Annotated in this window: 13 protein-coding genes; 6 read left to right on the top strand and 7 right to left on the bottom strand. The window is 72.7% G+C overall.

Annotation, left to right across the window (positions count from 1 at the left end; all coding sequences use genetic code 11):
• Positions 1-163: 163 nt before the first annotated feature.
• The 3 genes from CCN29_RS12420 to CCN29_RS12430 are packed head-to-tail and all read right to left on the bottom strand — an operon-like array spanning position 164 to position 2,579.
• Positions 164-1,438: a betaine/proline/choline family ABC transporter ATP-binding protein gene (locus tag CCN29_RS12420; RefSeq protein WP_086681728.1), complete on the bottom strand. Its 1,275-nt coding sequence runs from the start codon at positions 1,436-1,438 to the stop codon at positions 164-166.
• Complete coding sequence (locus CCN29_RS12425) at positions 1,431-2,078, bottom strand: ABC transporter permease (protein ID WP_031019457.1); 648 nt, start codon at positions 2,076-2,078, stop codon at positions 1,431-1,433. The genes CCN29_RS12420 and CCN29_RS12425 overlap by 8 nt, the downstream gene beginning before the upstream one ends.
• A 30-nt stretch (positions 2,079-2,108) precedes the next feature.
• Positions 2,109-2,579 carry an Lrp/AsnC family transcriptional regulator gene (locus CCN29_RS12430; RefSeq protein WP_006134418.1) on the bottom strand — a complete coding sequence of 157 codons (471 nt, stop codon included), beginning with the start codon at positions 2,577-2,579 and terminating at the stop codon, positions 2,109-2,111.
• 122 nt (positions 2,580-2,701) lie between these two features.
• On the opposite strand from CCN29_RS12430, the gene hppD reads away from it, so the two are divergent.
• On the top strand, positions 2,702-3,847 hold the full coding sequence (hppD, locus tag CCN29_RS12435) for a 4-hydroxyphenylpyruvate dioxygenase (protein WP_006134417.1): 1,146 nt from the start codon (positions 2,702-2,704) through the stop codon (positions 3,845-3,847).
• 12 nt (positions 3,848-3,859) lie between these two features.
• Here the strand turns inward: hppD and CCN29_RS12440 are convergent, their stop codons facing one another.
• Positions 3,860-5,254 (bottom strand): tetratricopeptide repeat protein, encoded by a 1,395-nt coding sequence (locus tag CCN29_RS12440; RefSeq protein ID WP_086681731.1) that lies wholly within the window; start codon positions 5,252-5,254, stop codon positions 3,860-3,862.
• Positions 5,255-5,357: 103 nt separating this feature from the next.
• Here CCN29_RS12440 and CCN29_RS12445 point away from each other — a divergent pair, with 103 nt between their 5' ends.
• The 3 genes from CCN29_RS12445 (at position 5,358) to CCN29_RS12455 (ending at position 9,567) form a co-directional block, all read left to right on the top strand.
• Entirely contained in the window at positions 5,358-6,773 is a 1,416-nt protein-coding gene (locus CCN29_RS12445; protein WP_078592323.1) for an FAD-binding oxidoreductase, read from the top strand.
• A 115-nt stretch (positions 6,774-6,888) separates the two neighbouring features.
• Positions 6,889-8,313: an RDD family protein gene (locus CCN29_RS12450; protein WP_086681733.1), complete on the top strand. Its 1,425-nt coding sequence runs from the start codon at positions 6,889-6,891 to the stop codon at positions 8,311-8,313.
• A 468-nt stretch (positions 8,314-8,781) separates the two neighbouring features.
• Complete coding sequence (locus tag CCN29_RS12455; RefSeq protein WP_086681735.1) at positions 8,782-9,567, top strand: RDD family protein; 786 nt, start codon at positions 8,782-8,784, stop codon at positions 9,565-9,567.
• Positions 9,568-9,576: 9 nt separating this feature from the next.
• On the opposite strand, the gene CCN29_RS12460 is transcribed toward CCN29_RS12455, so the two are convergent.
• Positions 9,577-9,861, bottom strand: a complete 285-nt coding sequence (locus tag CCN29_RS12460) for a hypothetical protein (RefSeq protein ID WP_442538339.1) — start codon at positions 9,859-9,861, stop codon at positions 9,577-9,579.
• 395 nt (positions 9,862-10,256) lie between these two features.
• Here CCN29_RS12460 and CCN29_RS12465 point away from each other — a divergent pair, with 395 nt between their 5' ends.
• Both CCN29_RS12465 and CCN29_RS12470 read left to right on the top strand, forming a co-directional pair.
• Positions 10,257-12,614: an immune inhibitor A domain-containing protein gene (locus tag CCN29_RS12465; RefSeq protein WP_031019449.1), complete on the top strand. Its 2,358-nt coding sequence runs from the start codon at positions 10,257-10,259 to the stop codon at positions 12,612-12,614.
• A gap of 122 nt (positions 12,615-12,736) precedes the next feature.
• Positions 12,737-13,066 (top strand): hypothetical protein, encoded by a 330-nt coding sequence (locus tag CCN29_RS12470; protein WP_006131676.1) that lies wholly within the window; start codon positions 12,737-12,739, stop codon positions 13,064-13,066.
• Between the two features lie 42 nt (positions 13,067-13,108).
• Here the strand turns inward: CCN29_RS12470 and CCN29_RS12475 are convergent, their stop codons facing one another.
• Positions 13,109-13,696 (bottom strand): isochorismatase family protein, encoded by a 588-nt coding sequence (locus CCN29_RS12475; RefSeq protein ID WP_006131675.1) that lies wholly within the window; start codon positions 13,694-13,696, stop codon positions 13,109-13,111.
• 116 nt (positions 13,697-13,812) lie between these two features.
• Positions 13,813-15,159 (bottom strand): nicotinate phosphoribosyltransferase, encoded by a 1,347-nt coding sequence (locus tag CCN29_RS12480; RefSeq protein WP_086681741.1) that lies wholly within the window; start codon positions 15,157-15,159, stop codon positions 13,813-13,815.
• Positions 15,160-15,255 lie beyond the last annotated feature (96 nt).

Below are 15,255 nucleotides of genomic sequence, written 5' to 3' on the forward strand. Positions count from 1 at the left end.
AGCAGCACGGCGATGAGCAGCACCGGCAGCAGCGTCAGCTTCTGCCAGCTCACCCGGGCGGGCGCCACGGCCGGCCGGAACAGGGGAGGGGTCTCCTCGCCGTCCGGCTCCGCGTCCTCGGGCGCCCCGGGTCCGTCCCCGCCGAGCCGCCCCTCGGAGGTTCTCACGCCTGCGCCTCCCCGCCCGCGTCCGAGGGGTGCGCGCCTTCCTGCTCGGCGTGCGTCTGCGCGGCCCGCTGCTCCTCCAGGCCCGCCTGCGACTCCCGCGCCTCCAGCCGGTCCGCCTCCAGCAGCTCGTGCACGGAGTTCATCAGCGTCTCCACGTCCACGACACCCTCGTACGCGCCGCGCCGCCCGGTCACCGCGACCCGGCCGGTGTTGTCGGTGAGCACCGCCTCCAGCGCGTCCCGCAGGGTTGCGTCGCGGGTCACCGTGTCGTGCACCAGGACGCCCGCGCGGGCCAGCGAACCCTGGGCGCGCACGATGTCGCCGCGCCGGAGCCACTTGTAGGGGCGGCCCTGCTTGTCCAGCACCAGCACCTCGTCCGTGCCGGCGGAGCGCAGCCGGGCGGAGATCTCGTCCAGCGGGTCGTCGACGCCCACCGTCGGGTAGTCGGTGATCGTCACCTCGCCGACCCGGGTGAGGTTGAGCCGCTTCAGCGCCGCCCCCGCGCCGACGAAGCCGGACACGAAGTCGTCGGCGGGGTTGGTGAGGATGGCCTCGGGGGTGTCGAACTGGGCGATGTGGGACTGTTCGCGCAGCACCGCGATCCGGTCGCCGATCTTGATCGCCTCGTCGAAGTCGTGGGTGACGAAGACGATCGTCTTGTGCAGCTCCCGCTGGAGCCGGATCAGCTCGTCCTGGAGGTGGTCGCGGGTGATCGGGTCGACCGCGCCGAACGGCTCGTCCATCAGCAGCACCGGCGGGTCCGCCGCCAGCGCCCGCGCCACGCCGACGCGCTGTTGCTGGCCGCCGGAGAGCTGGCGCGGATACCGGTCACGGAACTCGCCGGGGTCCAGGCCGACCAGGTCCAGCATCTCCTCCACCCGGTCCCGCACCCGCGCGGACGGCCAGCGCAGCATCTTCGGCACCAGGGCGACGTTCTGCGCCACGGTCATGTGCGGGAACAGCCCGCTCGCCTGGATCGCGTAGCCGATGGTGCGGCGCAGCTTCACCGGGTCCATGTCGGTGACGTCCTCGCCGCCGATGCGGATACGGCCGCCGGTCGGCTCGATCAGCCGGTTGATCATCTTCAGGGTGGTGGACTTCCCGCACCCGGAGGGGCCGACGAAGACCACCGTCTCGCCCGCCCCGATCTCCATGCTGACGTTGTCGACGGCGGGCCGGTCGCTGCCCGGGTAGCGCTTGGTGAGGCCCTCCAGCTCGATGGGCGCCCCGACCGACGTGCGGCCGGCCTCGGTCGTCTCGGGCTCAGGCACGGATCCCCCTGGAGATGGTCAGCCGCCCGATCAGGACGTACGCGGCGTCGAACAGCAGGGCGAGGACGACGATCCCGAGGGTGCCGGCGAGTACCTGGTTCAGCGCGTTCTTGCTGCCCAGGGAGGCGATCCCGCGGAAGATCAGGTTGCCGAGGCCCGGTCCGGAGGCGAAGGCGGCGATGGCGGCGATGCCCATGAGCATCTGGGTGGAGACCCGGATGCCGGTGAGGATCGGCGGCCAGGCCAGCGGCAGCTCGACCCGCACCAGCCGGGACAGCCGGGACATGCCGATGCCGGTGGCCGCGTCCACCAGCGCCGGATCGACCCCGCGCAGCCCGACGATCGCGTTGCGCACGACGGGCAGCAGCCCGTACAGGGTCAGCGCGATCACCGTCGGCGGCACGCCCAGCCCCACGACCGGGATGAGCAGGCCGATCATCGCCAGCGCCGGCACGGTCAGCAGGGTCGCGGTGACGGTGGTGGCGAGGCTGCCCGCCCACTCGCTGCGGTAGGTGAGGATGCCGATCAGCACACCGATGGCGGTGGCCACCACCATGCACTGGAAGACGACGCTGGCGTGCTGGTAGGCGTCGGTGAGCAGTTGCTGATGCCGGCTCTCCAGGTACTCCCAGAAGTTCACATCCGCTCACCCCAGCTCGGCCAGGTCCGGTCACTCGCCGAGCGCGGCCTGCTCCACCAGCGGGATGATCCGCAGCGGAACGGGGTTCTCCATGACGATCGCCGTGGAGGCTCGGACGATGCCATCAAAACCGACGACGCGGTCGATCACCCGCTGAAGATCGGCGTTCGAGCGAGCCACCAGCCGGCACAGCATGTCCCCCGTGCCGGTGGTGGTGTGCAGCTCCAGCACCTCGGGCACGGTCGCCAAGTGTGCCCGTACGTCGGCCCCTTGGCCCTGTCTGATCTGCAGGGTGGCGAACGCGGTGACCGGGTAGCCGAGGGCCGCGGGATCAACCTGGGGGCCGAAGCCGCGGATGACTCCGTTCGACTGAAGCCGGTCCAGGCGGGCCTGCACGGTCCCGCGCGCCACCCCCAGTCGGCGGGACATCTCCAGCACCCCGATCCGCGGCTCACGCGCCAGCAGCAGGATGATCCGCCCGTCCAGATGATCGATCGCCATACCGCTCTCCCCAGTGGTCATCCTGTACAGAAAGCCCGCCGATACGGGTCCTTTGCTGTGCATGTTGCCCAGCGATTGCGCGAACTATTGCGCACCTTGCAGGGCTGTTCCACCCTGCCTCTATGACGCAGACCACACACACCGCTCCCGACACCGCACGGCAGGCAGACCCCTTCCCGGTCAAGGGAATGGACGCGGTCGTCTTCGCCGTGGGCAACGCCAAGCAGGCGGCGCACTACTACTCCACCGCCTTCGGCATGCAGCTCGTCGCCTACTCCGGACCGGAGAACGGCAGCCGCGAGACCGCCTCCTACGTGCTGGAGAGCGGTTCGGCCCGCTTCGTGTTCACCTCGGTGATCAAGCGGTCCACCGAGTGGGGCGCCTTCCTCGAGGAGCACGTGGCCGCGCACGGCGACGGGGTGATCGACCTCGCCATCGAGGTGCCGGACGCCCGCGCCGCGTACGCGTACGCCGTCGAGCACGGCGCCACCTCCGTGGCCGAGCCGTACGAGCTGAAGGACGAGAACGGCACCGTCGTGCTGGCCGCCATCGCCACCTACGGCAAGACCCGGCACACCCTGGTCGAGCGCACCGGCTACGACGGCCCCTACCTGCCCGGCTACGTCACCGCCGCCCCGATCGTCGAGCCGCCGGCCAAGCGCTCCTTCCAGGCGGTCGACCACTGCGTCGGCAACGTCGAGCTCGGCCGGATGAACGAGTGGGTCGAGTTCTACAACAAGGTCATGGGCTTCACGAACATGAAGGAGTTCGTGGGCGACGACATCGCGACCGAGTACAGCGCGCTGATGTCGAAGGTGGTGGCCGACGGCACGCTCAAGGTCAAGTTCCCGATCAACGAGCCCGCCGTCGCCAAGAAGAAGTCCCAGATCGACGAGTACCTGGAGTTCTACGGCGGCGCCGGCGTCCAGCACATCGCGCTGAACACCAACGACATCGTGCACACCGTCCGCCAGATGCGCGCCGCCGGCGTGCAGTTCCTGGACACCCCGGACTCGTACTACGACACCCTCGGCGAGTGGGCGGGCGAGACCCGCGTGCCGGTGGAGACGCTGCGCGAGCTGAAGATCCTCGTCGACCGCGACGAGGACGGCTACCTGCTCCAGATCTTCACCAAGCCGGTCCAGGACCGCCCGACCGTCTTCTTCGAGATGATCGAGCGCCACGGCTCCATGGGCTTCGGCAAGGGCAACTTCAAGGCCCTGTTCGAGGCCATCGAGCGCGAGCAGGCCAAGCGCGGCAACCTGTAACAGCCCGCGCCCTCAGGAGGACTGCGGGCCCGCCTGGACGGACGGCTCACCCAGGCGGGCCAGCGCCTCCTTCGCCCGCGGCGCGTGCAGCGGCGAGAACCACGGGTTGATCTGCAGCGCCTCCGTCAGATGGCGGCGTGCGGCCCCGTACCGCTCCAGCGCGCGCTCGATCATCCCCCGGTGGTAGGCGAACAGCGCGCTGCGCACGCCCCCGCCCTCGGTGCCCTCCGTGGCCCGCACCGCGAACGGCAGCGCCTCCTCGTGCTCCCCGGCCCGGTGCAGCGCCCAGCCCAGCGCGTCCGCCACCTCCGTCGACGGCTGCCGCTCCCACTCTGCCCGCAGCCGCCGCACCGCCGCCCCGGCGTCCCCGTGGTCGGCCTCGAACCGGCCCAGCACCAGCTCCTCGTCCCCGCCGTGCGCGGCGGCCAGCCGGGCCCGCTCCCGCAGCAGCCCGTACTGCACCGCGGCGGCCGGCCGCATCCCCAGCGCCTCGTACAGCTCGCCCAGCTCCAGCGCGTACTCCGGCCGCGGCTGCCGCGCCAGTGCCGTGCGGTACGCGCTCAGCGCCTCCGTGGTGCGGCCCAGCGCCGCCAGCGCCCTGCCCTGCCCCGCCTGCGCCGCCCGCTGGTCGGGATCGGTGCGCACCGCCTCCTGGAAGTGACGCAGTGCGTCCTCCCGGTCGCCCCGCTCCCAGGCGAGCTGCCCGGCCCGCTCCAAACAGGCCGCGCGCTCGGCCGGCTCCCCGGCGGCCGAGGCGGCGTCCGCGAGCTTCGCCGCGGCGTCCTCCCGCCAGCCCCGGTCCCGGTACACGGCCGCCGCCCGGGCCATCACCACCGGACCCGAGCGCAGCTTGGCGAGCTTCTCCAGCAGGCGGCCGGCCTCCTCGTCGTCGCCGAGTCCGGCGGACGCCTCGATCAGCGGCGGGTACGTCGTCCACCGCTCCGGCTCCAGCTTCCGCGCCGCCTCGCCCCAGGCGCGGGCGTCCTCGTAGTCACGGCGGGCGTTCGCCAGGACGGCCATCCCCCGCAGCGCGGGCACGCTGTCCTTACGTACCGTCAGCGCGGTGCGCAGCGCCTTTTCGGCGCGCGGCCAGTAGCGCGGGTCGGCCAGCCGCAGCCCCTGCTCCGTGCGGGCCGCGCCCAGCTCGGCCCAGGCCCGCGCGTCCCCGGGGTGCGTGCGCAGATGCCGCTCGCGCTCGGCGGCCAGCGCCTCCAGGTCGGGCAGCGCGGCCGGGACGCCGCTGGTCACCGCGGCCAGGGCGCGCTCCGGCGGGGTGGGCGCCGGGGGCGGCGCCTGCTCGCCCCACGGCAGCGTCACCAGCACCCCGCCCAGCACGGCGGTCCCGGCGGCCGAGGCGAGCAGCGCGCGGCGGAGCCGCCGCCGGCGCGCACGAGGCGTGTCGTTCATGGCGCACACTGTGCGTCACACCTCGCGTACATGTGATCATCACACTCCGAGGCGACGCGTCCGGCTCCACGGGGTTCACACCGATGGCCCCGGGTGCGACGCTGTGATCATGAGCCGTATCGAAGCGCGACGCGATGAAGACACGGTGGCGGCCGGACCTCTCGTCGACCGGCTGCTCGGCGGCCTGCCCCCGGAGGCCGTCCTCACCGACCCCGACGTCACGGCCTCCTACGCCCACGACATGGCGAGCTTCTGCCCGGCCGGCAGCCCGGCGGTGGTGGTGCTGCCCCGCACCGTCGAACAGGTCCAGCACGTCATGCGCACCGCCACCGAGCTGCGGGTGCCGGTCGTCCCGCAGGGCGCCCGCACCGGCCTGTCCGGCGCCGCCAACGCCACCGACGGCTGCGTCGTGCTCTCGCTGACCAAGATGGACCGCATCCTGGAGATCGACCCGGTCGACCGGATCGCGGTCGTCGAACCGGGCGTGATCAACGCCGCCCTCTCCCGCGCCGTCGCCGAGCACGGCCTCGCCTACCCGCCGGACCCCTCCAGCTGGGAGATGTGCACCATCGGCGGCAACATCGGCACCGCCTCCGGCGGCCTGTGCTGCGTGAAGTACGGCGTGACCGCCGAGTACGTCCTCGGCCTGGACGTCGTCCTCGCCGACGGGCGGCTGCTGTCCACCGGCCGCCGCACCGTCAAGGGCGTCGCCGGCTACGACCTCACCCGGCTCTTCGTCGGCTCCGAGGGGTCCCTCGGCATCGTCGTCCGCGCCGTCCTCGCGCTGCGGCCCAAGCCGCCGGAGCAGCTGGTGCTGGCCGCCGAGTTCGCCTCCGGGGCCGCCGCGAGTGACGCCGTGTGCCGCATCATGGCCGGCGGCCACGTCCCCTCCCTCCTCGAACTGATGGACCGCACCACGGTCAAGGCGGTCAACGACATGGCCCGTATGGGCCTGCCGGAGACCACCGAGGCGCTGCTGCTGGCCGCGTTCGACACCACCGACCCCGCCGCCGACCTCGCCGCCCTCGGAGCGCTCTGCGAGGAGGCCGGGGCCACCCAGGTCGTCCCCGCCGAGGACGCCGCCGAGTCGGAGATGCTGCTCCAGGCCCGCCGGATGTCCCTGGTCGCGCTGGAGGCGGTCAAGGGCACCACGATGATCGACGACGTGTGCGTGCCCCGGTCCCGGCTCGGCGCGCTGATCGAGGGCGTCGAGCGGATCTCCGAGAAGCACGGGCTGACCATCGGCGTCGTCGCCCACGCAGGCGACGGCAACACCCACCCCACGGTCTGCTTCGACGCCTCCGACCCCGACGAGTCCCGGCGGGCCCGCGAGTCCTTCGACGAGATCATGGCGCTCGGCCTGGAACTCGGCGGCACCATCACCGGCGAGCACGGCGTCGGCGTCCTCAAGAAGGAGTGGCTGGCGCGGGAGGCCGGGCCGGTCGGCATGGAGATGCAGCGGGCCGTGAAGCACGCCTTCGATCCGCTGAACATTCTGAACCCGGGCAAGCTCTTCTGAACGAGAAGGTGCCCGAAAGGGGTGGGGTCCGGTCGGACGGGACGTCCGGTCCCCGCCCGTCTGATAGATGTGGTGGCTCCCGACCCATCCCTCGAGCAGATACGGGACGACGGACATGAGCGCCCCAACCCCGGCACCCGGAGACGACACACCCCGCGAGGGGTACTACCCGGACCCCTCCATTCCCGGATACGTCCGGTACTGGAACGGCGCCTCCTGGGTGCCGGGCACCAGCCGTCCGGCCCCCGCCGACGGCGAGCCGCTCGCCCCGCCGCCCGGCGCCGCACCGACACCGCACGGCGCGGCCCCGGCCACGCCGTCGGTGGAGGAGACCGGCCCGCACTTCTTCGACGAGGACCCGGACGACGCGCCCGCCCCGGCGGCCCCGTCCCCGGCCGACGCCCAGCACGGCAGCCGGCCCGAGCCCGCCTCCGCCTGGGGTGCCGACCGCTCCCGCCAGTCCGGGTTCGGCGGCGACCAGGACCGCAAGGTCTCCTGGGGCGCCGCCGGCGCCGACCCCCGGGTGCCGCACACCCCGCCGGCCGCGCAGGGCGGCCCGGCCGCGTCCGAACCGGCGGCCGCCGCCTCGGAAACCCCGCGCGCGGACGGCACGTTCGTCTTCCGCAGGCCGACGGCCGGCTCCGCACAGGCGCCGGCCCCCGACGAGGGCACGATGACCTTCCGCGCCGTCTCCCCGCGCGCCGGGGAAGCGAACCCCGGCGGCACGCCCGGCGCCGGACGGCCCGGCTTCGCCGCCGGGAAGGCCGCGGCCGAGCGGGCCGCCGCGGCGTCGGCGGCGGCGTCCGCGCCCGCCGCCCCGCCGTCGGGACCGCAGCAGGCCACCGCGCCCGCCGTGCCCCCGCAGGCCGCGGCACCCGCGCCCGCCCCGGCGGCCCCGGCCGCCTCCGCGCCGCTGACGTCCGGGCCCGGAGGGGGGCAGCCCTCCTGGCCGCAGCAGGTGCACCGGCTCGCCGGCGCCACCCCGGAGGCGCCGGCCGCGCCCTGGAAGCCGCCGGTCGAGGACGTGTTCCAGGCCGCCGCCCGCCGCCAGGCCGCGGCCCGCCCCGCCGCCCTGGGACGGCGGCTGGCCGCCCGACTGCTCGACACGGTGGTCCTCGGCGCCGTCACCGCCGCGGCCGCCGTGCCGCTCGGCATGAAGGCCCTGGACCACGTCGACGCGAAGATCGAGGCCGCCAAGCTGTCCGGACGGACCGTCACGGTGTGGCTGATCGACGGCACCACCTCCGTCCACCTCGGCATCGTCCTCGCCGTCCTGCTGCTCGGCGGGGTGCTCCTCGAGGTGCTGCCCACCGTCAAGTGGGGCCGCACGCTGGGCAAGAAGGTCATGGGCATCGAGGTGCGGGACATCGAGGCGCACGAGGCCCCGGAGTTCGGCGCGGCGCTGCGGCGCTGGCTGGTCTACAGCGTGCCCGGACTGCTCGTGGTCGGGGTCGTCGGAGTGCTGTGGTGCCTCTTCGACAAGCCCTGGCACCAGTGCTGGCACGACAAGGCCGCCCACACCTTCGTCGCGGCGGCGTGACGCGGGGACGTCCCGCCTGACGCGTAGCTGCCTCGTCCGACGCCGGGCCGTTCCGCCGGGCGGTGGGGTCCTCGGGGCTGCGCCCGGTACTCCGGACCGCCCCGGTCCTCGGGACGGCGGCCCGCCGGATGCGGGCACGTTCCGCCCGATGCGGGGCTGCCTCGTCGGACGTCGGGGCTGTCCCGCCTGACGGGTGGCAGGCCGCCTTGTCCGACGCCGGACCGCGCCGTTGGGCGGTGACGGTACTCGGGACGGTGCCCGGTACGCGGAACGGCGGCCCGCCGGAAGCGGGCGCGTTCCGCCTGACGCGGAGCTGCCTCGCCTGACGCGGGCCACCTTGTCCGTCGCCGGGTCGCTCCACCAGGCGGTGGCGGTGCTCGGGCTGCGCCCGGTACTCCGGACCGGGTCGGTACTCCGGACGGCGGTCTGCCGGATGCGGGGGCGTGGGGTTCGGGATCGGATCGGGGCATGACCACCGAACCGCCCCCCGGCTCCGGTCAGCAGCCGCCGGACGAGGACCCGTTCCGGAAGCAGCCGCCGCCGGACGACGACCCGTTCAGGAAACAGCCCCCGCCGGGCGCCCCCGGCCCGGGGCCCGGCTCCGGCTCCCCGTACGACACCCCCGGCGGCACGCCCCCGCCCGGGCAGGGCGGCAGCCCCTACGAGAGCGGCGGCGGCGCCCAAGGGCCCTACGGCGGCGGGGGAGCGGGCGGTCCCTACGGCGGGAGCGGCGGCCCTGGCGGACCGTACGGAGGCGGGCCCGGCGGGGGTCCCTACGGGGGCGCGCCCGGCGACCCGTTGGCCGGGATGCCCCCGCTCGCCGACAGCGGCCGGCGCACGCTCGCCCGCATCATCGACATGATCCTCGTCGGCATCGTCGTGTGGCTGCTCACCTGGCCCGTCGGGGTGAGCGAGTACAACTTCGACGGCGACGACGTCAACGTCGGCAGCGGTTTCGCCCAGTCGGTCATCGCCGCCGCCCTCTACATCGCGTACGACACCTTCATGGCCGTCCGCTACGGCCGCACCCTCGGCAAGAAGTGGCTGGGCATGCGGGTGGCCAACCTCTCCGACGGCTCGAACCCCTCCGTGCAGACCGCGCTGGTCCGCGCGGCCGTGCTGTGGCTGCCGTTCGCGTTCTGCTGCGCCTGCGTGTGGACCGCGATCTCAGGCGGCTGGAGCTACTTCGACCGGCCCTACAAGCAGGGCCTGCACGACAAGGCGGCCAGGACCGTGGTGGTCACGGCGCGGTGAGACCGGGCGTCAGGACGCCGCGCGCTCGTGGACCGGCTCGCGGACCTGCTCGCGGGCCGGGGACGGCACCGAGGCCCGCACCGGCAGCGGCGTCGCGGACCGGGCCGGGGCGGGGCGGCGGGCCGCGGGGCCCGGTACGCGCACGGCCACCAGGAGTCCCAGGGCGAGCGCCACGACGGCGACCACCGCGACGCCCGCGCCGGAACGCGTCCCGGACAGCAGCAGCAACGCGAGGGTCGACAGGATCACGGCGCACGAGCCGTAGACGAACTGAGCGACAGTCGGACGGGGCATGGCCATCGTGTCCTCGGAAGTCGGGGGCTGTCGGCCTGGCTTTCCACCGGCTCAAGGGCGTTCCGCCAAGCGACTCTAACCGCGAGCGTGCCCGAGGGGAACGGACAGTAAGCGTGACCTGACCTACAGGGCCGGTGCACAGGGGGCGCACGGATTCATGGCGCCCCACACGGGGCGGGGCGGACGCGCCCGCCGGGGTTTCGCGCGGAACTGTCCGTAATGCGGATCGCCACTCCGCATAACGCGATTGACCTGTTCAAGTCAAGGTCTGTTTTTTCTGACGAACCTCTAGTCAAATGTCGTCACTTGACTACACGCGTTGATCACGTGCGTGCGGGACCTTCCCTGACGGAACCTCCTTCATCCGCGCGCACGCACGCGGGAGGGGATCTCAAGTGACCAGTAGACCCTGGACGTTCAGAGCGGCCGCGATAGGCGTCGCCCTCGCGGCGGCCACCGCCACCTGCTCTGCGTTCACCACGGCCCAGGCCGACACGGCCGACGCGGCCGGGAGCCCGAGCGCCGTGGACCGGCAGGACCCGGCGTCGCACAACCACGTCGAGCACGACCTCGAGGGCCCGCTCTCCAAGACGCAGGCGGCCCAGCGCGAAGAAGCCCTCAACCAGGTGCTGTCCGGCAGGACGACGGTCAAGAACCGCGGCGGTTCGAAGGTCGTCGGGCTGAAGAGCAAGAAGGGTGACACCAAGTACGTCGAGCTGGGCCGGGAGAAGACCGACAAGATCTTCACCATCCTGGTCGAGTTCGGCGACAAGGTCGACAGCCGCTACGGCGGCACCCCCGGCCCCCTGCACAACCAGATCGCCAAGCCGGACCGCAAGGTCGACAACTCCACGGCCTGGCAGGAGGACTACGACCAGCAGCACTTCCAGGACCTGTACTTCGGTTCCGGCAAGGGCGTCGACTCGGTCAAGACGTACTACGAGAAGCAGTCCTCGGGCCGCTACTCGGTCGACGGCGAGGTCTCCGACTGGGTCAAGGTGCCCTACAACGAGGCCCGTTACGGCTCCAACTACTGCGGCGACACCAACTGCTCCAGCGTGTGGAACGTCGTGAGCGACGGCCTCAACGCCTGGGTGGAGCAGCAGAAGGCGGCCGGCCGCACCGACGCCCAGATCAAGGCCGACGTGGCCCGCTACGACGAGTGGGACCGCTACGACTTCGACGGCGACGGCAACTTCAACGAGCCCGACGGCTACATCGACCACTTCCAGATCGTGCACGCCGGTGAGGACGAGTCCGCCGGCGGCGGCGTCCAGGGCGAGGACGCGATCTGGGCCCACCGCTGGTACGCCTTCGGCACCGACGCCGGCGCCACCGGCCCCGAGTTCAACAAGCTCGGCGGCGCGAAGATCGGCGACACCGGCATCTGGGTCGGCGACTACACCATCCAGCCGGAGAACGGCGGACTCGGCGTCTTCGCCCACGAGTACGGCCACGACCTCGGTCTGCCGGACCTGTACGACACCGCGGGCGGCGAGAACTCCACCGGCTTCTGGACGCTGATGTCGTCCGGCTCCTGGCTCGGCACGGGCAAGAAGGAGATCGGCAACCTCCCCGGCGACATGACCGCCTGGGACAAGCTCCAGCTGGGCTGGCTGAACTACGACGTCGCCAAGGCCGGGGTCAACTCCTGGCACAAGCTGGGCGTCGCCGAGTACAACACGAAGCACAAGCAGGCCCTGGTCGTGACGCTGCCGAAGAAGGCCGTCACCACCGAGGTCATCGAGCCGTCCGAGGGCCAGTCCCAGTGGTGGAGCGGCAGCGGTGACGACCTCAGGAACACCCTGAGCCGCACGGTCGACCTGACCGGCAAGTCCTCCGCCGAGCTCACCTTCGACGGCTGGTACGACATCGAGGCCGGCTACGACTACCTCTACACCGAGGTGTCCACCGACGGCGGCGCCAACTGGACGCCGGTCGACGGCACGATGAACGGCCGGCCGATCCCGCGCGACGGCAGCGACAAGCCCGCCCTGAACGGCACGATCGAGGGCTACCAGAAGTTCGCGTACAACCTCGACGCCTACGCCGGCCAGAAGATCGACCTGCGCTTCCGCTACCAGACCGACGGCGGCGTGGCCCAGAAGGGCTTCACGGCCGACGCGATCGCGCTGACCGCGGACGGCGAGGCGGTGTTCACCGACAACGCCGAGACCGCCGACGACGCCTGGAAGGCCACCGGCTTCTCCCGCATCGGCGCGTCGTTCACCAACGACTACGAGCAGTACTACATCGCCGAGAACCGGCAGTACGTGTCGTACGACAAGACCCTCCAGGTCGGCCCGTACAACTTCGGCTTCACCGCCCGCCCCGACTGGGTCGAGCACTACGCGTACCAGAACGGTCTGCTCATCTGGAAGTGGGACACCTCCCAGCTGGACAACAACACCAGCCAGCACCCGGGCGCGGGTCTGATCCTCCCGATCGACTCCCACCCGACCGCGCTGAAGTGGTCCGACGGCACCCTGATGCGCAACCGCGTCCAGGCCTACGACTCGCCGTTCAGCACCTTCCGCACCGACGCGATCACGCTCCACAAGGCGGACGTCGCGAAGTACATCCCGGGCTCGAAGGGTGTGCCGGTCTTCAACGACCGCACCAACACCTACTGGGACCCGGCGAACCCGACCGGCAGCGTCCAGGTCACTGACACCAACACCAAGATCAAGATCACCAAGGAAGCCAAGGACGGCTCCACGATCGAGCTCGAGGTGGGCCCTGCGGGCCGGTAAATAGCGTTCTCGCAGGTCAGAACATGATCGGCGGTGACCCCCTGGCGGGTCGCCGCCGATCCGTGTTTAGGTGCCTCCTGTGGCTCTCTTATTGACACCTGCTGACACGGGGGTATGACCGCATGGCCGCTGGAGGCTTCAGCAAGCTGCCGAACGGCACGGTGGTGGTGGCACTCAACCTGCCCAGCCCCGCCGCCGACGCCCCCGCCGGGGTACGGGTGCTGGTCCACGCGCAGAACCGGGCGCGCGCCCTGACCAGGCTGCGCAACCTGGGCCTGCGCGCCGTCTACCTGCGCGGGAACACCGCGCCGCCCACGCCCGACGAGATCACGGCGGTCCTGCACCATCCCGACGGCCTGATATGGCGCACGGCGCCCGCCGGGGGAGCGCTGTCGGTGGAGCTGTGGCACCCGATCCGGGCGCTGATCAAACGCCCGGCCGCTTCCACCTGAGCCGCCTCCACCTGACCCGGCTCACCGCACGGCCGCCCCGGCTCACCGCACGACCGGCTTGCCCGTCAGCTCCACGCCGGCCTCCCGCAGCTCCTCCAGCGCCCGCTCGGTGGTCTCCCGGGACACCCCCGCGGTGAGGTCGAGCAGCACATGGGTGCGGAAGCCCTCCCGCACCGCGTCCAGCGCGGTGGCCCGTACGCAGTGGTCCGTGGCGATGCCCACCACGTCCACCTCGTCGACCTCCCGCTCCCGCAGCCACCGCGCGAGCGGCGTGCCGTTCTCGTCGGCGCCCTCGAAGCCGCTGTAGGCCGCCGCGTACGCCCCCTTGTCGAAGACGGCGTCCACGGCCCCGGAGGTGACGGCGGGCGCGAAGTTCGGGTGGAAGCCGACGCCCTCGGTGCCGGCGACGCAGTGCGCGGGCCAGGAGCGCCGGAAGTCGGGGTGGGCGGAGAAGTGGTCGCCGGGGTCGACGTGGTGGTCTCGGGTGGCGACCACGTGCCGGTACCCGGCCGTCGCCTGGCCGATCAGCTCGGTCACGGCGGCGGCCACGTCGGCGCCGCCGGCGACGGCGAGGCTGCCCCCCTCGCAGAAGTCGTTCTGCACGTCTACGACGATCAGTGCGCGGCGCATGGTCGGTGTCCTTCGGCTCTCGGCGGACGGTTGGATTCGGAGGGACCGGCGAGCGTGCCTCGGGGCCCCGGAGACGGGCGGCGGGCGGACGGGGGGCGCGCGCCTTCGGCTTGCCTTTAGCTACCCGACGGCACGTGCGCGTACTCCGTCGGCAGGACGGGTTCCCCGCGCGACAGCTGCGTCGCGGACAGCGGGAGCCCGGCGCGGGCGGCGGCGTGCCGGTCGCGGACCACGTCCAGCGGCTCGCGGGCGATCACCTCGCCGCCCCGGACCAGCGGCACCAGCAGCTGCCGTCCGGCCAGCTCCGGCGGCACCTCGCCGGTGCCGATCACCTCGGCCTCGGCGACGCCGTCCGCGTCCAGCCGCCGCGCGGCCCACTTGCGGCCGCCGACCGACGTCTTGCCGCCGGTGGACTTCTTCGCCACCGGCACCAGCGGCGCGTCCGGCTCGGCGGACTCGGCGCGGGCGACCAGCTTGTAGACCATGGAGGCGGTCGGGTGCCCGGAGCCGGTCACCAGCTGCGTGCCCACCCCGTACGCGTCCACCGGAGCCGCGGCCAGCGAGGCGATGGCGTACTCGTCCAGGTCCGAGGTCACGACGATCTTCGTGTCCCGGGCGCCCAGCTCGTCGAGCTGCTGCCGCACCCGGTGGGCCACCAGCAGCAGGTCGCCGGAGTCCACGCGCACCGCGCCCAGCTCCGGCCCGGCGACCTCCACGGCCGCGCGGACCGCCTCGGTCACGTCGTAGGTGTCCACCAGCAGCGTGGTGCCGGCGCCGAGGGAGTCCACCTGGGCGCGGAACGCGTCCCGCTCGGTGTCGTGCAGCAGCGTGAAGGCGTGGGCGGAGGTGCCGACGGTGGGGATGTTGTAGCGGAAGCCGGCCGCCAGGTCGGAGGTGGAGGAGAAGCCGCCGATGTACGCGGCGCGGGAGGCGGCGACGGCGGCCAGCTCGTGGGTGCGCCGGGCGCCCATCTCGATCAGCGGCCGGCCGCCGGCGGCGGACGACATCCGGGAGGCCGCGGCGGCGATGGCCGAGTCGTGGTTGAGGATCGACAGGATCACCGTCTCCAGCAGCACGCACTCCGCGAAGCTGCCCTCCACCCGCATGACCGGCGAGCCCGGGAAGTACACCTCGCCCTCCGGGTAGCCCCAGATGTCGCCGGAGAAGCGGTAGCCGGCCAGCCAGTCGAGGGTCTCCTCGTCGACGACGCCCTTCTCGCGCAGGAAGCGCAGCACGCCCTCGTCGAAGCGGAAGTTCTCCACCGCGTCGAGCACCCGTCCGGTGCCCGCCACGACGCCGTAGCGGCGGCCGTTCGGCAGCCGCCGGGTGAAGACCTCGAACACGCTGCGCCGCCCGGCCGTGCCGGCCTTCAGCGCCGCCTGGAGCATCGTCAGTTCGTACTGGTCGGTGAAGAGCGCCGTCGACGGAACAGTCACCGGCAGCCCAAGGTCCGCTGTGTCCATGGCGAGGATGGTACCCCCATTTCGTCACTCTGACGATTTAAGTCTCCCGGACGGCCGCCGACCGCCCCCGCGCGGCCCCCCGCGCATCCCCCCGGG

It is taken from the genome of Streptomyces pseudogriseolus, assembly GCA_002154585.1.
In the GTDB taxonomy this organism is placed as follows: Bacteria; Actinomycetota; Actinomycetes; order Streptomycetales; family Streptomycetaceae; genus Streptomyces; species Streptomyces pseudogriseolus.